Origin of the sequence: Amylibacter sp. SFDW26 (assembly GCF_009184395.1) — a bacterium.
GTDB lineage: Bacteria > Pseudomonadota > Alphaproteobacteria > Rhodobacterales > Rhodobacteraceae > Amylibacter.
Genome location: NZ_WEIC01000002.1, coordinates 231302 through 254877 on the forward strand (window position 1 = coordinate 231302; position 23576 = coordinate 254877).

General features: G+C 46.9%; 23 protein-coding genes. 8 read left to right on the top strand and 15 right to left on the bottom strand.

All coding sequences use genetic code 11. From position 1 onward, the window contains the following. Positions 1-78: 78 nt before the first annotated feature. The gene (locus tag F9L33_RS07380) at positions 79-1182 is read left to right on the top strand and encodes a site-specific DNA-methyltransferase (RefSeq protein ID WP_152142125.1); all 1104 of its coding nucleotides are present in this window, start codon (positions 79-81) and stop codon (positions 1180-1182) included. Positions 1183-1278: 96 nt separating this feature from the next. Here F9L33_RS07380 and F9L33_RS07385 read toward each other — a convergent pair whose 3' ends face one another. Both F9L33_RS07385 and F9L33_RS07390 read right to left on the bottom strand, forming a co-directional pair. Then, positions 1279-2400, bottom strand: coding sequence for an alkane 1-monooxygenase (locus tag F9L33_RS07385; protein WP_152142126.1), 1122 nt, complete (start codon positions 2398-2400; stop codon positions 1279-1281). 71 nt (positions 2401-2471) lie between these two features. Then, complete coding sequence (locus F9L33_RS07390; RefSeq protein WP_370452104.1) at positions 2472-3464, bottom strand: A/G-specific adenine glycosylase; 993 nt, start codon at positions 3462-3464, stop codon at positions 2472-2474. Positions 3465-3613: 149 nt separating this feature from the next. On the opposite strand from F9L33_RS07390, the gene F9L33_RS07395 reads away from it, so the two are divergent. Together F9L33_RS07395 and F9L33_RS07400 are read left to right on the top strand one after the other, a co-directional pair. Further along, positions 3614-4147 carry a DUF721 domain-containing protein gene (locus F9L33_RS07395; RefSeq protein WP_226804028.1) on the top strand — a complete coding sequence of 178 codons (534 nt, stop codon included), beginning with the start codon at positions 3614-3616 and terminating at the stop codon, positions 4145-4147. A 10-nt stretch (positions 4148-4157) separates the two neighbouring features. Then, positions 4158-4766 carry a DsbA family protein gene (locus F9L33_RS07400; RefSeq protein ID WP_152142128.1) on the top strand — a complete coding sequence of 203 codons (609 nt, stop codon included), beginning with the start codon at positions 4158-4160 and terminating at the stop codon, positions 4764-4766. A 21-nt stretch (positions 4767-4787) separates the two neighbouring features. On the opposite strand, the gene lpxK is transcribed toward F9L33_RS07400, so the two are convergent. Genes lpxK through F9L33_RS07430 form a run of 6 tightly spaced genes read right to left on the bottom strand, consistent with a single transcriptional unit; the run spans position 4788 to position 10949 of the window. Further along, positions 4788-5780 carry a tetraacyldisaccharide 4'-kinase gene (lpxK, locus tag F9L33_RS07405; protein WP_152142129.1) on the bottom strand — a complete coding sequence of 331 codons (993 nt, stop codon included), beginning with the start codon at positions 5778-5780 and terminating at the stop codon, positions 4788-4790. Next, on the bottom strand, positions 5767-7056 hold the full coding sequence (locus F9L33_RS07410; RefSeq protein ID WP_152142130.1) for a 3-deoxy-D-manno-octulosonic acid transferase: 1290 nt from the start codon (positions 7054-7056) through the stop codon (positions 5767-5769). The genes lpxK and F9L33_RS07410 overlap by 14 nt, the downstream gene beginning before the upstream one ends. A gap of 11 nt (positions 7057-7067) precedes the next feature. Further along, complete coding sequence (locus F9L33_RS07415; protein ID WP_152142131.1) at positions 7068-7310, bottom strand: DUF4170 domain-containing protein; 243 nt, start codon at positions 7308-7310, stop codon at positions 7068-7070. Positions 7311-7368: 58 nt separating this feature from the next. Beyond that, entirely contained in the window at positions 7369-8142 is a 774-nt protein-coding gene (locus F9L33_RS07420) for a 3'(2'),5'-bisphosphate nucleotidase CysQ (protein WP_152142132.1), read from the bottom strand. After that, positions 8129-9472 carry a TldD/PmbA family protein gene (locus F9L33_RS07425; RefSeq protein ID WP_152142133.1) on the bottom strand — a complete coding sequence of 448 codons (1344 nt, stop codon included), beginning with the start codon at positions 9470-9472 and terminating at the stop codon, positions 8129-8131. The genes F9L33_RS07420 and F9L33_RS07425 overlap by 14 nt, the downstream gene beginning before the upstream one ends. Before the next feature lie 19 nt (positions 9473-9491). Then, on the bottom strand, positions 9492-10949 hold the full coding sequence (locus F9L33_RS07430; RefSeq protein ID WP_152142134.1) for a DUF2125 domain-containing protein: 1458 nt from the start codon (positions 10947-10949) through the stop codon (positions 9492-9494). Positions 10950-11151: 202 nt separating this feature from the next. Here F9L33_RS07430 and F9L33_RS07435 point away from each other — a divergent pair, with 202 nt between their 5' ends. The 3 genes from F9L33_RS07435 to F9L33_RS07445 all read left to right on the top strand — a co-directional run bounded on the left by F9L33_RS07435 (position 11152) and on the right by F9L33_RS07445 (position 14482). Continuing rightward, on the top strand, positions 11152-11910 hold the full coding sequence (locus F9L33_RS07435) for an SDR family oxidoreductase (protein WP_152142135.1): 759 nt from the start codon (positions 11152-11154) through the stop codon (positions 11908-11910). A 98-nt stretch (positions 11911-12008) separates the two neighbouring features. After that, on the top strand, positions 12009-13313 hold the full coding sequence (locus F9L33_RS07440) for a mechanosensitive ion channel family protein (protein WP_152142136.1): 1305 nt from the start codon (positions 12009-12011) through the stop codon (positions 13311-13313). Continuing rightward, positions 13310-14482 (top strand): TIGR03862 family flavoprotein, encoded by a 1173-nt coding sequence (locus F9L33_RS07445; RefSeq protein ID WP_152142137.1) that lies wholly within the window; start codon positions 13310-13312, stop codon positions 14480-14482. The genes F9L33_RS07440 and F9L33_RS07445 overlap by 4 nt, the downstream gene beginning before the upstream one ends. On the opposite strand, the gene F9L33_RS07450 is transcribed toward F9L33_RS07445, so the two are convergent. From F9L33_RS07450 to F9L33_RS07470, 5 genes are all read right to left on the bottom strand, one after another. Beyond that, positions 14471-15064 carry a glutathione S-transferase family protein gene (locus tag F9L33_RS07450; protein ID WP_152142138.1) on the bottom strand — a complete coding sequence of 198 codons (594 nt, stop codon included), beginning with the start codon at positions 15062-15064 and terminating at the stop codon, positions 14471-14473. The genes F9L33_RS07445 and F9L33_RS07450 overlap by 12 nt on opposite strands. A gap of 10 nt (positions 15065-15074) precedes the next feature. After that, positions 15075-16097: a DNA polymerase III subunit delta gene (gene holA, locus F9L33_RS07455; RefSeq protein WP_152142139.1), complete on the bottom strand. Its 1023-nt coding sequence runs from the start codon at positions 16095-16097 to the stop codon at positions 15075-15077. Next, a complete protein-coding gene (lptE, locus tag F9L33_RS07460) occupies positions 16094-16591 on the bottom strand; it encodes an LPS assembly lipoprotein LptE (RefSeq protein WP_152142140.1) in 498 nt (165 codons plus the stop codon). Before lptE ends, holA begins: the two co-directional genes overlap by 4 nt. Continuing rightward, the gene (gene leuS / locus F9L33_RS07465; protein WP_152142141.1) at positions 16578-19124 is read right to left on the bottom strand and encodes a leucine--tRNA ligase; all 2547 of its coding nucleotides are present in this window, start codon (positions 19122-19124) and stop codon (positions 16578-16580) included. The genes lptE and leuS overlap by 14 nt, the downstream gene beginning before the upstream one ends. A gap of 79 nt (positions 19125-19203) precedes the next feature. Further along, positions 19204-19779 carry a DUF3576 domain-containing protein gene (locus F9L33_RS07470; RefSeq protein ID WP_226804029.1) on the bottom strand — a complete coding sequence of 192 codons (576 nt, stop codon included), beginning with the start codon at positions 19777-19779 and terminating at the stop codon, positions 19204-19206. Between the two features lie 164 nt (positions 19780-19943). On the opposite strand from F9L33_RS07470, the gene F9L33_RS07475 reads away from it, so the two are divergent. Beyond that, entirely contained in the window at positions 19944-20597 is a 654-nt protein-coding gene (locus tag F9L33_RS07475) for a YggS family pyridoxal phosphate-dependent enzyme (protein ID WP_152142142.1), read from the top strand. 25 nt (positions 20598-20622) lie between these two features. Here F9L33_RS07475 and nhaA read toward each other — a convergent pair whose 3' ends face one another. Beyond that, positions 20623-21813, bottom strand: a complete 1191-nt coding sequence (nhaA, locus tag F9L33_RS07480; protein WP_152142143.1) for a Na+/H+ antiporter NhaA — start codon at positions 21811-21813, stop codon at positions 20623-20625. A gap of 137 nt (positions 21814-21950) precedes the next feature. Between nhaA and F9L33_RS07485 the strand changes: the two genes are divergently transcribed. Next, positions 21951-22853 carry a hydrogen peroxide-inducible genes activator gene (locus F9L33_RS07485; protein ID WP_152142144.1) on the top strand — a complete coding sequence of 301 codons (903 nt, stop codon included), beginning with the start codon at positions 21951-21953 and terminating at the stop codon, positions 22851-22853. Here the strand turns inward: F9L33_RS07485 and F9L33_RS07490 are convergent. Then, the gene (locus F9L33_RS07490; RefSeq protein ID WP_152142145.1) at positions 22843-23574 is read right to left on the bottom strand and encodes a gamma-glutamyl-gamma-aminobutyrate hydrolase family protein; all 732 of its coding nucleotides are present in this window, start codon (positions 23572-23574) and stop codon (positions 22843-22845) included. The two genes, F9L33_RS07485 and F9L33_RS07490, sit on opposite strands and share 11 nt — an antisense overlap. Positions 23575-23576: the final 2 nt, after the last annotated feature.

A 23576-nucleotide genomic window follows, 5' to 3' on the forward strand; every position in this document is an offset into this window, starting at 1 on the left:
AAGAAATTGACGCCGAATCCGTAATGAATCATCTTAGGTCTCAACAACGACGCGAAAAGCGCATTGAGGCAGTAAAGAATGACAAAGACCAAGAAAACGGCGGGGGCAACCTTGCCATTAAACCAGATATTGTCTGGCGATTGTATCGAAGTGATGAACTCACTTCCCGAAGAATCTGTTGACCTAATCTTCGCAGACCCACCCTATAACTTGCAATTAAAAGGCGAACTTCATCGCCCTGATAATTCCAAAGTCGATGCCGTGGACAACGATTGGGATCAATTCTCTTCTTTCCAAAAATACGATGAATTTTCGCGTGACTGGCTGAAAGCCGCACGTCGCATCCTAAAACCAAATGGTGCCATTTGGGTCATCGGGTCTTATCACAACATCTTCCGTGTAGGTGCTGTTTTACAAGACGCTGGCTACTGGATTTTGAACGATGTGATCTGGCGCAAATCAAACCCAATGCCAAACTTCCGCGGCATGCGTTTGACCAATGCACATGAAACAATGATTTGGGCTGCCAAATCTGAAAAATCTAAAAACACATTTAACTACGAAGCTTTGAAAGCCTTGAATGACGGTGTTCAAATGCGCTCTGATTGGGTTCTACCAATCTGTAACGGCCACGAACGCCTGAAAGACAAAGACGGCAACAAAGCCCATCCAACACAAAAACCTGAAAGCTTGCTACACCGCTTGCTTGTAGGTTCAACAAACCCAGGTGACGTGGTTCTGGACCCTTTCTTTGGCTCAGGCACAACAGGTGCTGTTGCCAAAAAACTTGGTCGTAATTTCATCGGTATTGAACGCGAAGCGGCCTACCGCGAAGTTGCAGAAGCGCGCCTAAAATCAATCCGCACATTGGACAGCTCTTCATTAGAAGTCAGCCAATCCAAACGTGCAGCACCACGTGTGCCATTCGGCCAGTTGGTGGAACGTGGCATGTTGCGCCCTGGTGAAAAGCTACACAGCTTAAACGGTCGCCACTCTGCCAAAATCCGTGCAGACGGCACATTAATCGCGCATGACACCAAAGGCTCGATCCACCAAGTGGGTGCCGCTTTGGAAGGCGCGCCATCTTGCAACGGCTGGACATATTGGTGCTTCCGCAAAGAGGGAAAAAACATCCCGATTGATTTGCTGCGCCAACAAATCCGCGCAGAGATGCAAGTTTAGATACACAACAAGAAAACACAGTTACCGCCGGTATCAAAGCTCCGCCGCTTTGATACCATGCCTAACTTCCCCGTCCCTAGTGACGGGGTTTTTTTGTTATTTGGGCTGTGGATTAAGCGCTTTGTTATAAGGATGCCAATCTTCTACATCAGGATAATGCTGCGCCCGCCATGCCTTTACGCGGTGGTTCATAACCTTTTTCCAAACAGGCGGTATCATCGCTGCGATCGTCATCAATGAATAACTTGCGGGTAGTTGCGGCGCTTCATTTTCATCATAGGTTTGCAACAACGGAAAACGACGATCAGGTTTATAATGATGGTCAGAATGACGTTGCAAATTAATCAAGAAATAGTTCGTCACTTTATGCGCTGCGTTCCACGAATGATGCGGCTTCACATGCTCATATTTACCATCACCCAAATGGCGGCGTGTTAACCCATAGTGCTCCACATAATTCACCAGTTCCAATTGCCAGATCGCAGTGAATGCTTGCACACAGAACAATCCAACGCCCATCCAGCCACCAATGACAAAAGCCAAAGCTAGGAATGAAACCTGCAAAATCGCATACTTCCAAAATGGATTGCTAGGATGATAAACAGGCAAGCCTTTGCGTGCCAGCATCGCTTTCTCAGCACCCCAAGATGACGTCAAACAGCTGATCAGAACACGTGGAAAGAAACGGTGAAACCCTTCGTTATAGCGGGCAGTCACTGGATCACGCGGTGTGGCGACATAACGGTGATGCACCAATAAATGTTCCGAACGAAAGTGCCCGTACAGCGTTAAACACATCAAACCATCACCCATATGGCGTTCATATTTCGGTTTCTGATGCATCAACTCATGTGCGTAAACAATACCAACACTGCCGCTGACAACACCCACACCAAATAGTAACCACCATGCCTGCGCACCCGGTAAATTATCTGTCCAACTCACATATGCAATCGCACCAAAGATCAAAACGAATTGCAATGGGAACCAAATGATCGTGATCAAACGGTACCAAAACAATTCGCTGTCAGGGGTATTTGGGTCTTTGTTAGACAGCTCATAACCCTCAAAGTGATCAACAATCGCCAAAAACCACCATGTATAGGCAGGAATCATAATCAACCACCAACCGCCCAAATAGGCAGCGATCAAAACAACACCAACGATTGTCAGTGAAAGCCAAAAAGGCAAAGCGGCTGTAAAGCTATTGTTTTTCATCAACGTTCCTTTGTTGAAACAGAGCTTAGCTCAAGTTCCTATTTAATCAAACATGACGTCACGCCACGTGTTCAGACCGTAGGGTTCACCAACTTCCAAACCTTACGCATCACAGTCGGCAAATCATTCACATCATAATCTGATGCCGCAATAAATTCACCGACATCTTGATCAAAATCATCAGTCACCACTGCGCATTGCACAGACAACCGCAGATGAAAATGCGTAAACGTATGTCGCGCCTCTTCGCTTAAAACAGTCCATTCCGCTTCAAACGGCGGCCTCATATCAGGTGCATCCACAGCCCATTCCGTCCCGGGCCACCCCAGCATACCACCAAGTAAACCCTTATCAGGACGCCGCTCCAACAAAACAGCCCCATCCTTACGGATCGCCACATAACAGGTACCAAACCGCGTCGGTTTAACAGCCTTTGGCAGTTTTTTCGGCAACTCCGCCGCCATTCCAGCAGGCCGCGCCTTACACCCTTCCATCCAAGGGCAAATCCCACAAGCAGGGGATCGCGGCGTACAAATCGTTGCTCCCAGATCCATAATCGCCTGTGAATAATCCCCAAACCGCGCATCGGGCAACATACCAGCCGCTAAACCGCGCAAGGTTTCCTTACTGGTTGGCAAAGGCTCTTCAATCAAGTGATACCGCGCCATCACGCGTTCCACATTCCCATCCAAAACCGTCGCTGATTGATCAAACGCAATTGATGCCACAGCCGCCGATGTATATGGCCCTACACCTGGTAATTTCTGTAAACCAACCTCATCCGATGGAAACACGCCGCCCAATTCATTGGCCACAACACGCGCACATTTCAGCAAATTCCGCGCCCGCGCATAATACCCAAGCCCAGCCCAAGCCGCCATAACATCCGCATCATCCGCCGCCGCCAAATCCTGCACAGTTGGCCAGCGCTGCGTGAATTTCACAAAATAATCCTTCACAGCCGCAACAGTCGTTTGCTGCAACATAATTTCGGACATCCACACATGATACGGATCGGGCGCGACACCCGCCAAACGATCCGCAGGAGCCACACGCCAAGGCATTTCGCGTGCATGTTCATCATACCAAGCCAACAAAACATCAGCATCTTTTGATCTATTATCACGCAAGTTTTATCGCCCTATTCGCTTTTAATTGCTGGAATTATACCTATCTCTGCGTAAGATAGTCTGAATTCAGAATTATGGAAGCTATGGTACGACCTGCAACACATAAAAAACCAAATGGCTACAAACCCATGCGCGGCAAGCGTGGGTTTATAAGCACGGGTAGTGTGTTGAACAAACAGATTCGCAAAGCCACAGAAAAGCGCGGTTTCGTTGAAACACGGCTTTTAACCCATTGGGACGAGTTTGTAGGCGAAACAATTGCCAAAATCGCAAAACCCGTCAAAGTTGGCTATGCCCGCGATGGATTTGGCGCAACACTTACAATCCTAACCACAGGCGCAAACGCCCCAATGCTACAAATGCAAATTCCAAACATCTTGGAACGTGTAAACGCCTGCTATGGCTATTCTGCCATCAGCAAAATTAAAATTACACAAACATCACCTACTGGTTTTAGCGAAAGTCAAAAAGAGTTCGAGCAACCGCAACCAGCGAAAACACTCTCACCTGAAGCGGTCCGACAAGTTGACACGACCGTAGAAAATGTATCCAACCAAAGTCTAAAAGATGCGCTTACCCAATTGGGTAAAAACATCAAACAGAAAAACAATAAGTAAAGGCAGCACAATGCACCGTAGACAATTTATTTCATATTCCCTAGCAGCCACATCTGTTGGCTCAATGTCATTCGCACAAGACGCTGCGGCTAACCAAGTCGAGGACATCGTTCTAGGCAATCCAGATGCTGCAGTTACAATGATCGAATATGCATCATTCACTTGCCCACATTGCGCACGCTTCCACGCAGACGTCATGCCAAAAATCAAATCTGAATATATCGACACTGGTAAAATCAAATTCATCTACCGCGAAGTATTCTTTGACCGCCCAGGTCTTTGGGGGGCAATGATCGCGCGCTGCGGTGGTACTGACAAATACATGGGCATCGCAGATATCTTATATCAACGCCAGCGTGAATGGACATCGGGTGCGGGTGGCGCAGAAATTGCACAGAGCCTTTATAAAATTGGCCGCATTGCCGGTCTAAAAAATGAAACAATGGAAGCATGCCTTCAAGATCAGGATATGGCTAAAGCACTTGTTGAAAACTTCCAAAAACAAACAGAGGCGGACGGTGTAAACTCAACACCATCCGTCTTCATTAATGGCGTAAATCACGGCAACAAGTCGTTCGCTCAATTCAAAGAGCTTCTTGATAGCCAGCTAGAAAGCTAATCGAAAACGCGTGAAGGCTGTTTAAAAAATGGCCTTCAACGCTTGATCAAATTGATCCGTTTCATTTAATTCTAAACGCACAGGCACTGTCAGCACCTTTTGCTGCCAGTCTTTGGGCAATCGTACAGCATCTTTTTCAGTTGTGACCAGTTGTGCACCCAAATCCCACGCTTCTTTTTCCAAACGTGCTAACAGGGCTGTTGGGATTTTTTGATGGTCATCAAAACTGCGCGTTGCTTTGATATCTACGCCCAATTCTTTAAGCGTTCGAAAAAACTTTTCAGGCCGTCCAATCCCTGCAAAAGCCAATGCATGCAATCCGTCCCAATCCATCCCTGTTTGCAAAGGCATGATCGTTGATGAAACATGTGGCAGACCTTTAACCTGATCCCATTGATCCACAAATGTGCTGTGCATATCCGTATCAGGCCCGATCGTTAATAATACATCAGCTTTTGCAACAGCATCTTCAACCGTCTCACGCAAAGGCCCAGATGGCATCACACGCCCATTTCCAAAGCCAACCTCTGCGTCCACAACAAGAATGGTCAAATCTTTGGCCAAGGCAGGGTTCTGCAAACCATCATCCAAAACGATGACATCGGCACCCGCAGCTTTTGCCGCTAAAGCACCACTCAGCCGATCTTTGGCAACCCAAGTGGGTGCAAAAGCGGCCAGTAATAACGGTTCATCCCCAACATCATCAGCACTGTGTGTTTTTTCATCAACTTGAACTGGTCCCGCCAACTGCCCCTTGTATCCTTTGGACACGACATGCGGCACCCTCCCAAGCGCTTGTAAACGCATCACTGTCGCAATAACCGTTGGTGTCTTACCCGTACCACCAAGATTAACATTCCCAACACAAATCACGGGAATACCAACCGTCGCATGCGCGCCCTGCTTCCAACGCCAAGTTGTTACCAACGACCAAACACATGAAAGAGGCGCCAAAATAGACGGCCATATTCCTACTTGTTCAGGTGGGTTTTTCCAAAACTTAGGTGGCTGCATCAGTCTGTGCCCCATCTGCAAGTTTTTCGAGTATCTCAGAAATCACCGTACCAGAAACTTCGCCACCTTCCGAACTAATTTCCCACGCCTTATGTGCCAGCATCGCTGCAACATCAGGGCCAATTGTTTCAGTCAGTGTATTCGCCAATTCACCGCCATTAGACACCTGGCGCGTTGCCTCTGCTTCATTATAACGTGTATATGTTTCCCTATGATCTCCATAAGAAGGCCCATGTATTATCGCAGAACCTGCAGCGGCTGGATGAAACGGATCAATCGATTGACCATCAGACAACGTCCCACCACAGAATGTAACTGGAGCAAGCTGTAGGTATGTTGCCAGCTCATCCACATCCTCTGATACAAAAACATCCGTTGCATCATCAATAACACCTCCTTTTTCTTGAAAAGAAAACGTTAGGTTTTTATTTTGATGGCGTTCGGCAATGTACGCACCTCGTCCCTTTTCACGCGTGTGTAAAATCAACAACAACCGTCTATTACGGCGCATAGCAATCTTATGCGCATTTACAATAACATCTTCTTCGTTCCGATTAGTGGCGGCAGATAACCAAACAGATCGGCTGCCAATTTTAGCAGACATAGATGAATGTAAGCTTTCATCAAAGTTCAACAACTTTGGCGTTTCCGCCAAAACACCAGCGACACGTATCTTAGTTGTCTTGGCACCAAGCCGTTTCAAACGACTTGCCACAAATTGATCTTGCACCAAGATCAAATCAAACGTGTTTAGCACTTTTTTTGCTAAGCCCGGCAGCCACAACCAATTACGATAGACCTTGTCTTTCATCTTCGTATTTACTGCAATCAAAGGAACTTTGCGTACCGTAAGCTTATTCAGCATCCGAGGCCAAAATTCACCCTCTGAAATTACAGCAACATCAGGAAGCCAATGATTTAAAAACGCCGTCATAGGAACTTTTAAATCGACAGGGAGGAATTGATGTACTGTGTTTTCTGGCAACAAAGGAACAAAATCATCTGTCTGCTCTGCCCGTCGTGTTGTGACCAGAAAACTCAAGCCCAGCTCTTGGTAATTCAACTGTGTTATTAATTCTAATAATGGTTTTGCTGAATGCAAATCCCGCGCATGAAACCAAACCAACCGTCCTTCAGGACGATCCTCTAATATACCTGTACATCTCTCTATTGAAAGTCCAGCCTTACGAAACACGCTAATGCGCTTTTCCGCAAACTTATCAGCCGCTACATAAGTAGCGAATTTATACAGGCAAAATTCTATAGTTCCCAGCATTCAACGTAAACTTATCCCAGTTCTTCTGTTGCACTCGCAGCAGTTCCTTCATCACGCAAACGGTGTAAATGAGCGATAAAATAGCGTGCATGCGCATTATCTACAGTTTGTTGGGCCTTTGATTTCCACGCACTATAAGCAGCTTCATAATTTGGAAAGATGCCTACAATATCGATATTCTCAACATCGCGAAACTCTTTTGTCGCTGGATCTTTTAACTCACCACCAAATACCAAGTGCAATCTTTGTGTCATCTTTAAACCCTTCGTAAATATTATCGGCACCATAGGCTTTCACCCCTAAAATGGCAATTCACTTCAAGTACGGTATCAGTCCGTCATGCAATTCAGGCGCCGCTGCGATCATACCCGCTAAAAGCGGTCTGGATTGATTATAAATGGGTACTTTTGCACCCCTGTCAGAAACCTTCGCACCTGCTTCACGGCAAATCAAATCACCCGCTGCAACATCCCATTCCCATGTATCACGCAAGGTCATCATCCCGTCAAAACGCCCCTGCGCGACAAGACATAAACGGTATGCCAAGGAGGATCGAAAGTGTCGCTCAATGGGGGGCGGCTGATCTTTCCAATATCCCAATTTCATCTGTGATCCAGCTGCTAATATGCGTGCAGAACGCACGGCGTTTGCGCCATTATGCGCGATAGCTTCACCATTCAGAAATGCGCCTTGTCCAGCACTGGCCCAATAGGTCAACTGCTTCACAGGACAATGTACAACTGCATCACGTACAACACCTTTTTCAGCAATCGCTATAGATGTTGCAAAATTCTCATGCCCGTTGATAAATGATTTTGTCCCATCAATCGGATCTACGATAAAAGCAACGTCACGGTCCAACCGTTCTGTATTATCTTCAGTTTCTTCTGACAACCAACCATAGTCAGATCGTGCACCTAACAATTCCGCGTGCAACATCTGGTCAATCTCAATATCTGCTTGAGTTACAGGTCCCTGACCACCACCCTTATCCCACGTATCCACATCACTTTGAAAATATTTCAAAGCGATATCACCAGCAGCTTTAGCCGCATCCAATAAAAGAGTTAGATCATGCCCCTGCAATCGTCAGCCTTTCAACCAAAAGACTTGGGATCACACGTGAAAGATGTTCCCGGCCATCATTGCCAAGCACAATACCCTTCAGCATGTCGCGCAGATTTCCAGCAATCGTACATTCATTCACGGGGCGGATAATTTCACCGCTTTCAACCCAGAACCCATTCGCACCCCGCGAATAATCCCCTGTTGTTGGGCTGACCGTTGAACCGATCAAACCCGTCACCAGCAAACCAGTGCCCATTTCTGCAATCAATTCGTCGCGCGATTTCGTTCCACCCAACAGTTGCAAATTGCCAGTTGATGGTGACGGCGGCGACCCAACGCTACGTGATGCATTCGATGTACTTGGCATCCCCAGCTTACGCCCGCTTGCCAAATCCAATGTCCATCCTGTCAACATGCCATCATTAATCACATTACGCGCCGAAACTGGCAAACCTTCTGCATCAAACGGTTTGGCCCCTGATGTGCGTGGTCGCATTGGATCTTCCAACAAATTTACACCTTTTGGCAAAACCTGTTCACCCAGAGCATCCTTTAACCAACTAGAACCACGAATAATCGATGTGCCGTTGATTGCTGCCAATAGATGCCCAATCAACGTTGATGAAATACGTTCATCGAATAAAACGGGGTAATTTCCCGTTGGTGGTTTCGTCGACCCAAACTTTGCAACCGCTCGTTCGCCCGCCAATTGCCCCACTTCTTGTGCGCTTGGCATATGCGCCCAATGTGCACGTCCTTCACCGCAATAATCGCGCTCCATTTCCAGACCTTCGCCAGAAATGGCCACACAACTTGTTGAAAACCCAGTGCGGCGATATCCACCTTCAAACCCATTGGTAGCCGCCAAATAAATCCGCGTATCACTCCAGCCACAGCTTGCCCCCTGCGCTTTGGAAACCCTTTTCACCCCCAGCGCAGCCGCTTCGGCCTCTTGCGCTGTTTCCTGCATCGCCTCAGACGAAGGCTTTTCAGACATATCCGCCAAATCCAACGCATCCACATCCCAAGATGTGGCCAATTGTTCAGGATCAGCCAAACCAATATGCGCATCCTCTGGCGCTTCATTCGCCATAGCTACAGCACGTTGCGCCATCTGTTCCAAAGTATAATCGCTAATGTCAGAAGCAGATACACATGCTTGCTTCTTACCCATCAAAACGCGTAGTCCAACATCCACACCTTCAGACCGTTCCGCATGCTCTAAAGCACCACCACGCACATCTACAGAAACGCTCTGCCCATCAACCAACAAAACGTCAGCCGATTGCGCACCTGCATCTTTTGCAGCTTTCAACAGTTTTTGGGATAGCACTTGAAAATCAGTCATTGGGCAGAATACTCACAATTTACTTTATCGGCACATCATTGGCCGTGATCCGACCGTTTTTATTCATCTTTATCGTAGAGACAAGGTGGTCATCGCCCTGATCCTCAAAGAAGACCGCACTCATACCCCGAATAGCCAATGCATTTTGCAAAGGTAGCAGTCCTGCTTCGGATAGTTTAGTCAGCAATCCTTGGGCTCCTTTTAGCGAAACATTGACCGTGCCATCTGGAACAGGTGGAAATTGTGAATTATCCAAAACAATAGCACCATCCGTTTGCAATTCTGCGCCTGCCACTCGTAAGTTTATCGCATTAATTTTTGCACTCTCTAAAGCGACAGGAGGCGCCTGATGTTTATCATTCACATTGATTTCTGCTAATTTTTTAAGCCACAGCATATTTGCAGATAAATCAATATCCAAATCGGCTTCATCACGAGGCAAAATAGCCTTTGGATCAAATATACTCCACACTCCCTCTGACATGTTCAAACCAGTCATAGCGAACTTTATCTCTGATGCTTTTGCATCTTCAGTATTGTCCAATGGCACAACAAACTTTGCGACCATTTCCTTCATACCTAGTTCGATTGGTGGCAAACCTATATCCGGTGCCGTGATATCATAGCTGACATCTTGCGTTTCTCCAGACATTTCAGCGATTGAATCAAGCAAAGCAAACTTCCCGAAACCTACGCCATGTTTAGTGACAACATTAAAAGTCCCGTTAATGTCTTTAACAACCGTTTTCGCTAAACCAGACGCAACATTATATTCAATCAGCATATTTTGATTTGCATCAAAAGAGCTCATAAAATCCTCTTGGTCGATATCTTTGTATAACGGTATCTCAAACGTACCAGTAAGTTTGTCAAAAGATGCAGCGCTTCCAAGTGCTTTTCCTTCAACATCAAAGGCGTAATTAAAAGTCATCGATGCAACACTAAAGTCACCTGATGACACATCAATTTCACCCTTTTTGATCGTTTGCGTACTTGTTCCATCTGTAACTATAGCATCGATAGAAATATCATCACTGCCAACCGTTTTAAACGTCACTTCATCAAACTCGGATGCATAGGATCGCGCACCTGCCTCCCCATCAATGCCAACGACAGCTCCTTTGCTTATAACAACAAATTTAATAGGTTCAGCAGTGTCTTCATTAAAACCTTTAAGCGCACCGTTGATCTCTTCGGCAAAGGTCATCTCCAGCCCACCCAAAAGTTTACGACTAACTTTGATCCAAGGGATATTCAAAACCGCATCACTGCTTTCATACTTTACAACAATATCATTCCATTGCGTGAAACGACTACCATCGTCCTTAGTTCCAACATCAATCGTGACAGGCGCCGATTTAAACAGCTCAAAATATTCTTCCAAAATTTCAGTCGTCTGCGCGTCTGAAAATACAGGTGTCGCTGACAAAGCACTGACAGCAACTGCGGCTGTCCAAAAGCGGGTTGATCTAAACATGAATTGTCCTCAAATTACATGCTGCAAAGCTATGCTACACAACAGATGCAGACAACCGCCAAACGCATATAATTAACTTTTACGTGCAATACACATGTCATACACTTTCCATACGCCCGCCATACCGCTACAATTATAAAAAAACCGCCAAAGGTTAACCTTCCGTGCAGCGGACCACTTTTAAGATGTAGGATTTATTAATATGGCAGATTTAAAAAACAAAACCGTTCTCATCACAGGCGCAAGTCGTGGCATTGGCGCAGCAGCAGCATATGAGTTTGCAAGCCTTGGCGCCAAAGTGGTTTTAGCCGCACGATCCGCTGATCAAATCAAATCTATTGCTGATAACATTGCAACCAAAGGCGGCAAAGCTATCGCAATTACTTGCGATGTTTCCAACGCATCTGATGTTGCCGATATGGTCACGAAAACTGTCGAAACATTTGGCACACTAGATGTCCTAATCAATAATGCTGGCATCATTGACCCCATCGGGAAAATGAACGGCATGGATGTAGACGCATGGGGCAATCTGATCGATATTAATCTCAAAGGCGTCTTCTATGGCATCCACGCAGCCCTGCCCCATATGAAAAAGGGCGGCACAATTATCACTATCGGTTCAGGTGCGGCCACATATCCATTAGAGGGCTGGGCACATTACTGTGCATCCAAAGCAGCCGTACACCAATTAAACGCATGCCTAGACGTAGAAGAACGTGCCAATGGCATTCGCGCATTGGTTCTGTCCCCTGGAACCGTTGCCACAGACATGCAAGTCGCAATCAAAGACAGCGGCGTGAATTCCGTCAGTGCATTGGATTGGTCGGATCACATCCCCGCAGATTGGCCTGCCAAAGCAATGGTCTGGATGTGTGGTGCAGAAGCTGATCCATGGTTAGGCCAAGTCATTAGCCTGCGCGACGATAATATCCGCCGCAATGTTGGCCTTATAGACTAGTAAAACAGGCGCGCTTACCCACTGTGAAGTTACCGTAGAATTTTCAAGAAAACCCTTATAAAGGTAACTGATTAACACATTAAGCGGGAGCTTTATCAATGTCTCTTCAGGAACAAGCCTTATCCTATGCACAACAGGGATATGATATCGCCATCACATGGTTAACCAGCCCCGCAGCATGGTCACAATTCGGCCTGTTGGTTTTAGCATTTATACTGGCCTATGGCGCACGTAAAAAGCTGGCACCGCTGATTGAACGACTTCTAACACCCAAAGAAGGTCAAACAGGTGCAATCGCCAAAACGCTACGTTTTGGACTTTTATTCCTACCATTGCTTTTACCACTTCTAGCTTATGGCTTCACTGCAGTAGGTGAACAAATCACACGTTCTGTCTTTGGATCAGGCGCAGTGATTGCATTTGGCAAGCGCCTCTTTATTCTACTCGCCGCACGCATATTGGTACGCGACATCGTCTATGATCCATTCCTGAAACTCCTTGGGAAATACGTCGTTATCCCAGTCGCTATTTTATACGCCTTAGGATTACTAGACCCATTGGTCGCATTCCTTGGTGCCACAAAAATCGCGGTCGGCAACATCAGCTTTTCTATCCTGTCTATCGCACGCGGCGTTATCTTCGGCAGCATCCTATTCTGGTTGGGTCGTTGGTCAAACGACCGCGGTGCCGAATATATCCGCGCCCAAGAAAACATGCGTGTCCCAACCCGCGAATTGGCAACCAAAGCGGTTGAATTGGCAATCTTTGGTGGTTGTTTCCTACTGCTAATGAACATCCTCGGCCTGAACTTATCAACGCTCGCAGTCATCGGTGGCGCTGTTGGTGTTGGTCTTGGTTTCGGCCTGCAAAAAATTGCATCCAACTTCATCTCTGGCATCATCCTTTTGCTGGAAGGCCAAGCAACCGTTGGCGACTTCGTCGAACTAGATGGCGGTGAAAAAGGCACGATCGTAAAAATGCTATCGCGCGCCACAATCCTAGAAACATTCGACGGCAAATGGATTGTTGTCCCCAACGAAGATTTCATCACGACACGCATTGTAAATTGGTCAGATGCAGGATCAGGCAACAGATATAATGCTGACTTCTCTGTTTCTTACGATACAGATATAAACCTCGTTCCTGATATCGTTGAACAAGCAGTGGGCACACATCCATCCGTGCTGAAAAAGCCCTTCAAACCTGATTGCGAACTCGTGGCTTTTGGCGATTCAGGGGTCGATTTCACAGTCGAATTTTGGGTCGAAGGTATTGATGATGGCAAAAACAAGTATACATCTGACGTGCTGTTCTTGATCTGGAATGCATTGAAAGAAAACAACATCACAATCCCATATCCACACCGCGTAGTGGAAATCAAAGGTGGCTTGCCAAAACAATGATCGACCTATGCGTCATCGGGGCAGGCCCTGCCGGATTAATGGCGGCTGAGGTGGTTGCTGATGCTGGGTTATCTGTACTTGTCATAGATGCAAAACCATCCTTTGGGCGCAAATTTTTAATGGCTGGGAAGTCAGGTTTAAACCTGACCAAAAACGAACCCTTTGACGTGTTCACAGCCAACTATGATGAAGCCGAACCATGGTTACGCCCCATGCTTTCAGAGTTCACAAACACGGATGTTTGCACATGGGCGCAGTCGCTCGGCCAAGAGGTTTTCACTGGCAGTTCAGGCCGTGTATTTCCAAAATCCATGAAAGCATCCCCACTATTACGCGCATGGTTGCTACGCCTTTCTGAAAAAGGCGTGCAATTCAAAACACGTTGGCGCTGGACAGGTTGGGATAAAACCGACCTAAAATTCAACACCCCAGAGGGCATAGAAACCATCAACGCCAAAACAACAGTACTTGCTTTGGGCGGCGCAAGTTGGGCAAACTTAGGGTCAGATGGAAAATGGTCAGACATCCTTTCAAACGAAGGTATTGCCATTCACCCCTTCAAACCTGCGAACATGGGCTTCATCATTCCGTGGTCACACCACATGCAACCCCATTTCGGCACACCCGTTAAAACAATCACCTTACAAGCTGGCACTAAAACCATCCGCGGCGACTTTGTCATTTCCGCAAAAGGTATTGAGGGCAGCGCAATATATGCAGCCAGCAAATATATTCGCAAAGGTGCACCATTGGTAATTGATCTGTTGCCCGATCATTCCGAAGAACAGCTCCAAAGCCGCCTTTTACAGCGTAAAACAAAAGCATCCCGCAGCTCCGTCTTACGCAAAGCGTTGCATCTTGATCCTGTAAAAGCTGCGCTCATAAATGAGTTCTACACAAAAACACCCATCCAAGACCTGCCAAAAATCATCAAGTCATTTCACATCCCGCACAATGGCCCACGCCCGATGGATGAAGCCATTTCAACAGCTGGCGGTATTCCCCAAAGCGCGTTGACCGAGGGTTTGATGTTGAAAGACAAACCAAGCGTATTTTGTGCAGGTGAAATGTTGGATTGGGAAGCGCCTACAGGTGGCTATTTAATCACGGGATGCTTGGCCACGGGTCGCTGCGCAGGGCAATCCGCAGTGACCTATTTAACCGCGTAGCACATCTGCGCGTTTATAAGCAGGCCGCGCAATCATGCGTTTGAAATAGTCGCGCAGCTTTCCATCAGGAATATCAAAACCTGCAACACGCGCCCAGCCACCACATTGGGTCAGGATAATATCTGGCACTGTGATTTTATCACCCATCAGGAATTCATTATCCCCTATACGCCCCTCAAGAATTTTCAAGGATCGCGTGAATTCCCATTTCAATGTTTCTTTGATCTGCGGCACACGTTTTTCCTTGGGCAATACAAATGTATTACGTGCAGCCGACCATAATGCGGCATCAATCTCATCAAGGATAAACTGCGTAAAACTATCCTGTTGCGCCCGTTCAATGGTACCCGCAGGATAGGTCAAACCGCCATGTTTATCCGCAAGGTATTGAATGATCGCTGTGCTATCCAACACAACATCATCCCCTTCAACCAAAGCAGGAACTTTACCCGTTGGATTTACCGCCTTCATATCGTCAGAGCCTGGTTGCAAATCCAAATGTTGATATTCTAATCCCAGCTCTTCCATCATCCACAAAACACGAAACGTGCGCGTGGCTGTCATCCCCAGAACTTTATACATATCAACTCTCCTATTTCGGGCGCATCATCGCCAATCGTATAAAAGCACGTTCAATCACCGCCATTGCTGGTACTGGTTTTGATGATCTTAGCGTCAAATCAGTATCCATCAACTCTTGCAGCGCTTTCTCCAAACGCGCCGATCCCCATCCACGTGCTTGACGTACAAGTCGGTCTTTGCGTGGGCCAAAAACAGGCGGGCGTGATTTACTGAATCCAACATCAGGCCCTTGTGGGTCACTAACCGCGGCATGCAGCATGCGAAAGTGGCGCGTGGCGCCTATACAAAGCGAAGTTGCATTCACACCCTGCCCTGCAAGCCGTTCCAAAGTTGGACCAACTTCGCCACTGCGCGCCTCTGCCACCATATGCAAAACATCATCGATATCCGCATCTAATGTGGCTGGCGCACAGGCTTCGATATCACCCACTTCAACAGGGCTGTCATCTTTGAGTTTATAAAGTGACAGCTTCGTTAGAACCTGTTTGAAATCCCCAAGCCCCAAATCACGCGCCAAAGCCATAAGATATTTTTTTGCTTCCATCGACACATTCGTCAATTGCACATCCGCCAACATACGGTCCACTTCTTCTGGGCGTGTCGGATCATCATAAAGGCCGATTGTATATGTGTTTTGCGGTGCCTCAAAAACCTTGCGCAGTTTTGATCGTGCATTCAAAGACCCAGCCGTAACAATCAAATGGGCATCCCCTTGCGACCATTCTTTCAATGCCGCATCAAACACAGACGTCAGCCCATCTGTGGCATCTTCCACCACAACAACCCGTGGCCCTGGGAAAAACCCTTGGGCTTTGATTGCATCCAATACCAATGCTGGTTCTTTACGCACCTCACCCGCAGACAAGCGCGTTAGGCGCATTTCATCCATGGCTTCTTTGCCAACCAAGGCCAAAGTCAATTCCTGCCTGCGCGTTGAAATTTTTTCGGAGTCCATGCCAAATATCAAAACAGCTGCACAAGATTTATCTGGGTTTGCAAAAAATCCAGTCGCCTTGGCACCCGCTAATTTCATTTGGCCCACTTCGGAGCAGTTGCAGAAACACGTGTCACAATTTGATCCGCCAAAGCCAACGCCAAACGGGATCGTGCATCTTGTTCAGCAACCCGTGTTGGGAACGTTTCAGATGTAGCGCTATAGGCCGTTTTTGATGTGACGGTTCCAGTCAACAAAACAGCACCTGTATCAGCATCCACAACTTTGAAATCAGATGTGCCGTCTAGGTTAAAACGTGTAACCTCTGCCGTAGTCGAAACAGCCAAACCTTCGGATTCAGCCTTATAAGTGAACGACAAACGGTATTTCGGTGCAGATGTGAACCCAAACCGTTCCACAAGTCGTTCGCGCATGGCAAAGAACTCGCGACCTTTGCCAGATGTTATGTCAATTGTACCACGCAAGCCATCCGCTGCAGTGCCTTCGCCATAAATAGGCGAGAACCCACATCCACCTAACAAAGAGGCAGATATTAAAGCAGCAAGGGCAGTTCGACGGTTATACAACGACATTAACAATTCTTCCTGGCACCACGATCAGTTTCTTGGGCGCATTTCCATCCAACGCCCTGACAACACTGTCATGCGCAAGAACAAGTTTTTCAAGCTCTTCCTTTGTGATCGATGCAGAAACTTCGATCTCATCACGGCGTTTACCGTTGATTTGGATCGGCATCGTCACCGTATCATCCACCAACATATCAGGATCAACAGCAGGCCATTCAGCTTGTGAAACCAAACCTTCACCACCCAAAGCATTCCACATCTCTTCGGCCAAATGTGGCGTCATCGGTTGCATCATCTGCGCCATGATTTTCATAGCATCTGCTTTGGCAGCTTTGTCTGCTTTCGATTTCGCTACTGTGTTCGTAAATTGGTAAAGGGCAGCGACAGATTTGTTAAACGCAAACCCTTCGATGCCTTTAGTCACTTCATCCAATGTGCGGTGCGTTGTTTTTTGCAAAGCAAGCGCCTCCTTAGGCTCGGATGAGCCCGCGTCGGCACTTTGACAGATTTCATCTGTCATTCGCCACACCCGCTGAAGGTGTTTCCAAGCCGCATCCGCACCCGATGCAGTCCATTCCACATCCCGTTCTGGTGGGCTGTCAGACATCACAAACCAACGCGCCGTATCAGCACCGTATTGATCAATAATGTCCTCTGGGTCGACCACGTTCTTTTTGGATTTAGACATCTTAATCGAAGGACCAACCTTTACAGGTTGCCCATCAGCCGTCTCATATCCACCCTCAACTGGCTTAATCTCATCAGGTGTAAGCCATTTTCCGTCAGGATTTTGATATGTTTCGTGGCACACCATGCCCTGCGTAAACAACGCATTGAACGGTTCAACAGCAGACTTTGGCAAGTGACCCGTTAGGTTCATTGCACGCGCAAAAAAGCGGGAATACAACAGATGCAAAATCGCGTGTTCCACACCGCCAATATACTGATCCACATTCATCCAGTATTCGGCATCCGCAGCAACTGTTGGTGTATCTGCGCGTGGGCTTGTAAAGCGGGCGAAGTACCATGAGCTGTCTGCGAATGTATCCATCGTATCCGTTTCACGTTGCGCAGGTTTGCCACAAGAGGGGCATTCACATGCGCGCCATTCATCATGGCGATCCAAAGGATTGCCTGGGCGATCAAACGTCACATCTTTTGGCAATTCAATCGGTAGGTTCTCTTTCTTCTCTGGCACCACGCCACAGTCATCACAATGCACCACAGGAATTGGGCACCCCCAATAACGTTGACGGGACACACCCCAGTCACGCAAACGGTAGTTGGTTTTAGCCGTACCAATACCTTTGGCTTCAATCCGTTTGTTCACTTCCAGCTTGGCTTCTTCGATGGTCATGCCATCCAAGAACCGTGAATTGATCATACGGCCCGGGCCGGTGTAGGCCTCAGTACCAATCGAAAATGTATCAGGATCTTGCTTTTCATCACAAACAACAGGGGTCACAACCAAATCGTATTTACGTGCAAAATCCAAATCGCGTTGGTCATGCGCAGGACAAGCAAAAATAGCACCTGTGCCGTAACCCATCAATACGAAGTTCGCGATATAAACAGGCAATTCCCAACCAGAATCCAACGGATGCTTCACCGTGATACCTGTGTTGAAACCCTTCTTTTCAGCTGTTTCCAACGCTTCTTCAGTTGTTCCCAACTGACGGCATTCTTGGTTAAAAGCCGCAATCTCTGTATTGTCTTTTTCCAGCTGCTTCGCCAATGGGTGGTCGCAAGAAATCGCAGCAAAGCTTGCGCCGAACAATGTGTCAGGGCGTGTTGTATAAACTTCTAACTGCTCATGACCCTCAGGCGCACCAACTGTTTCAAAGTTAAATTGCAAACCATGGCTTTTACCAATCCAGTTCTTTTGCATTGTGCGTACTTTTTCTGGCCATTCGTCCAAGCCATCAATCGCATCCAACAATTCTTCTGAAAACTCAGAGATTTTGAAAAACCATTGCGTTAGTTCTTTACGCTCCACCAAAGCACCTGAACGCCACCCGCGCCCGTTTTCCACCTGCTCATTCGCAAGCACAGTCATGTCCACAGGATCCCAGTTCACCACAGCATTTTTCCGGTACACTAATTCCTTATCCATCATGTCGATGAACATGGCTTGTTGTTGGCCGTAGTATTCAGGATCACAGGTCGCAAATTCACGCGACCAATCAATCGACAAGCCAATGGGTTTTAATTGCGAACGCATGTCTGCGATATTCTGATAGGTCCAATCGCCAGGGTGAACCTTCTTTTCCATCGCAGCGTTTTCAGCAGGCATACCAAAAGCATCCCACCCCATAGGGTGCAATACATTAAAGCCTTTTGCGGATTTATAACGCGCTACAACATCGCCCATAGTGTAGTTGCGGACATGACCCATATGAATGCGGCCTGACGGATAGGGAAACATCTCAAGCACATAGTATTTTTCACGACTTTCATCGCGTTCAGCTTTAAATATCTCTGCGCTGTTCCATGCTTCTTGCCATTTCGGCTCAACAACCCGTGCGTTGTAACGTGACATAACTTACCCTTATACGTTTAACGCCGAGCAATGGGCTCGGCGTTTTCGATTTATACTGAATTTATAGTTCCGAAAAGACCTAACGCTTGGTCGCTGCAATCCGCAGTTGGCGCGCACGCGTTAGGATCGCATCTTCGATACGTTTGTTTGTTTCCACACTTGCAGGGCCATTACGTTTTTGCATCGCAACTTTCAATGAGCTTGCTTCAAGTGCTGGGTCTTGGATTAGGACTGTCGCTCTGAATTGTGTGTTCGATCCAGGTGCGCGACCCCATCCTAAAACAATAACACCGGAAAATGGATCAGCTGCTTCAATCGGGAGGAAATTCAGAGTTTCCAATGTTGCAGTCCATAGATGCTTATTAACACGAATGTCTTTATCATCATTAGGAGGTCTAAAGAGCGCATTAAGATCAAGACCGCCAGCAGCAAGACCGCCTTGCAACTGCTCCTTTGGTGTCCGAGGAATATCTGCGCTCGCCCCTTGTTGGATAATCCTGCCGTCCTTGTCTCGCGGTTTTTCAACTTTGGCCTGCGCCGCCCTATCACGTTTGAAAAGACCTGCTGAACTCCCTGCACTATTGATTCTGCCACAGCTTGCCACGACGGCAGCCACCAACAAAAGACTTAGCACTTTAGACATTTTACCTGACATTATGAACTGCCCCTCGAAATTTCTTACCAACATCTATCCTGTTGTTTTTAAGCGAACAAGGGGTTTGGTAAAGTTTCTGCTTGTTTATCTGCTATACACGTCAAATTGAAGTCATTGTGGTTTTCGGGGTTTACGAAACCATTTGATCACGCCAAAAAAGGTTTATGTCATTAAATGAGATAAAAACCCGCATCCTAAAAGCTGAAGAAACAGCGAAGCGCCCTGCTGGCAGCACACAATTGATCGCCGTTTCTAAGGTACAACCAAATGAGCGCGTTCATGCTGTATTGCAACAAGGCCACCGTTTGTTTGGTGAAAATAAAGTACAAGAATCCGAAGGGAAATGGCCTGATTTTAAACAGGAATTTCCAGATGCTAAGGTACATCTTATTGGACCTTTGCAAACCAACAAGGTTAAGAATGCTGTTGCCTTATTCGATGCCATTCACGCTGTAGATCGCCCAAAACTTGCAAATAAGCTTGCGTCTGAAATTCAAACGCAAGGCAAAGCGCCTGATATGTTTATTCAAGTCAACACAGGCGAAGAACCACAAAAAGCAGGTATTTTACCAGCGGATGCAGATGCTTTCATCAAAGAATGCATTGCAATGGAACTACCTATTATCGGCCTTATGGTGATCCCGCCTGTGAATGAAGAATCTTCACTTCACTTTACACTCTTACGTAAAATTGCAGAACGTAATGGATTAACTGGATTATCCATGGGTATGAGCGGTGATTTTGAACGCGCTGTGGCATTGGGTGCCACGCATGTTCGTGTTGGTTCTGCGATATTCGGCGAACGGGACTACGGTTAACAACCACAGTCCCGCTCTTTTCGATTTATGCTGGCTCAGCAACCACTTTTTGCGGCGAAGTCGTTGCATAAAGGGCTATGAACCCCAGCAAGCCAGATAAAATCGAACCTGATAATACACCTAAGCGCACCTCGTTCATGACCTCTGGGGATGAGAATGCCAGTGAACCGATGAACAAACTCATCGTGAAACCTACGCCTGTTAAACACGCCACTCCGTATACATGGCGCCACCCAACATTTTCAGGCAACCGTGCAATCTTTGTATTGATCGCCAACCATGTGATACCAAACACACCAACCTGCTTACCAACGAACAGACCTGCCGCGATACCCAGCGGCAATGGTTGCAACAGTTGTGCGAATGACAACCCTGCCAATGATACGCCCGCATTTGCAAAGGCAAACAATGGAAGGATTAAGAATGCGACCCACGGGTGCAATCCATGTTCAGCGCGATGTACCATTGATTCTTCGCCATCACCCTCTTTCAACGGGATAGTGAGCGCAATCAAAACACCAGCTAATGTTGCGTGCACACCAGACTTCAGCACACAGACCCACATAAAAATACCGATGATGATATAGGGTGCAAATTTGCGCACACCCATACGGTTCAAACCAACAGCGACGGCAAAACCAAGCATAGATAGCGTTAATGCATTTACAGACAGATCAGCACTATAGAATATCGCAATGATCAGAATTGCACCAAGGTCATCAATGATCGCAATCGCAAGCAAGAATACCTTTAAGGATACAGGCACGCGCGATCCAAGCAGCGCCAAAATACCCAGCGCAAACGCAATATCTGTTGCGGCAGGTATCGCCCACCCTGAAATCGTTTCTGGGCTACCCCAATTAAACCATGCAAACACCAATGCTGGGCCAGCCATACCACCAATAGCAGCAAGGACAGGCAAAATTGCTTTGTCAAAACTAGATAATTCACCTGCTAAAACTTCGCGTTTAATCTCTAATCCAACTAGGAAAAAGAATATGGCCATCAATCCATCGTTGATCCACAGAACCAATGCTTTGGAAATCTCAAGACTGCCAATAGCAACTGTAATTGGCGTATTCAAAAAAACCGAATAGAACCCTGAAAAAACAGAGTTACTGATGATCAACGCAGCAATTGTCGTAAACATCAGAATGATCCCTGCACTCGCCTCTAGGTGCAGAAAATGTTGAATTCGCGAAAGGACTCTCGTCATTATTATATTCCTTTGATCATGCACACGCTTGTTCGTTTTTCTTTTTGCGCGTGCGTTATGATCTTCATATGGGTTGCCAAAATACATAATTCAAATATATAAAAACACTCATATATATAGTTTAAGGCTATGATTAAATGAAACCCACATTGCGCCAAATGGAATACATCGTCACCGTTGCAGAAACAGGTCGCTTTGGTGTGGCAGCTTCTAAATTAAACGTCAGCCAACCCAGCCTGTCTGCCCAGATTGCAGAAACAGAAGCTTTCTTAGGTGTGCGTATTTTTAACCGTGGGCGCACAGGGGCAACGACCACAAAAGAAGGTGAAGATATCGTACGCCGTGCACGCCTTATATTGCGCGATGTCGAAGACCTATGTGTATCCGTTCGCGACAAAGGCGTTTTAGCGGGCCGCCTGCGCTTAGGCGTCTTATCATCTGTTGGCCCGTATCTTTTACCCTCTGTTGTACGCGACATTCACAAAAACCATCCAACACTACGATTGGTCGTACGTGAAGAAAACACGCGAGAATTAGAAGAAGGTTTGAAATCAGGCCGCCTTGATATGGTCATTTCATCCCCCGAAGACCATCCAGGAACATTACAAATACCATTGTTCCAAGAACGACTCTGGGCTGCATTCGCCATTGATGACCCATTGGCCCAGACAACAGGCCCAATCGCACTGAAAAAACTTGCGGGGCAAACCCTGCTAACTTTGGGCCGCGCATATCGCTTATCAAACGTTGTCTCATCCTTGGCAGCAAAATGCGGCGGGTATGTCTCTGATGAATACGAAGGCACCAGCCTAGACGCTATTCGCTTAATGGCAGCCACAGGTGCTGGCGTGGCAATCCTCCCACAATTATATGCACAGACAGAGGCCCAGCGCGGGCGTGATATCATGTTGCGTGAAATCTTGGATACGACAGCAATACGTCAAATCGCGCTGATCATGCCGACAAGTGAAACCATTGATAGCGGCGGGCAAGTTTTGGCAGATACATTAAAAAAGCACGCTTTAAAGATTATGAAATAGGTTTTGCTGCTTTCACCAACGCATCAAAAATATTCTGCTGACTTTCATCTACATCTGCCGTCATTTCAGGATGCCATTGCACTGCAATACAAAACGGATGATCTGCCACCTCTAACGCCTCAACAATACCATCAGCAGCTGTTGCCGAAGCAGATAGCCCCTCACCAATATCCTTAACCCCTTGATGATGACCCGACATGGTTTTTACCACATCCCGATCGACAACATTAAACAGCTTTGACTCTTCTATGATATCAGCCGCCTGTAATGTCCAAATCGTTTCAGTCCCTTGGTGAATATTCTCAGGATGCACATCTGCAATATGCTCATACAAAGTCCCGCCCGATAAAACATTCAAAACTTGCAAGCCGCGGCAGATCAACAAAACGGGCTTATCCTTACGACCTAAAACAGCACGCAACAAAGCGAATTCCGTTTCATCCCGCTCCGTATCTTTTGACCCCAGCTTCGGATGTTCAACATCACCACTATAATATGTCGGATCGATATCGGCACCACCTGCAAAGACAATACCATCAACAGTATCCAACCAACCTTCGATATTCTGTTCACCAGGTGGCAATAAAACAGGTACAGCACCAGCACGTCTGACAGCATCTACATAAGCAGTGGGCACCGTGAAAAATTGATCATCCGCTTCGCTTGGAACTTTCTTTTCCGTTCGCCCATATGTTGTGATGCCAATAATCGGTGCTGACATAC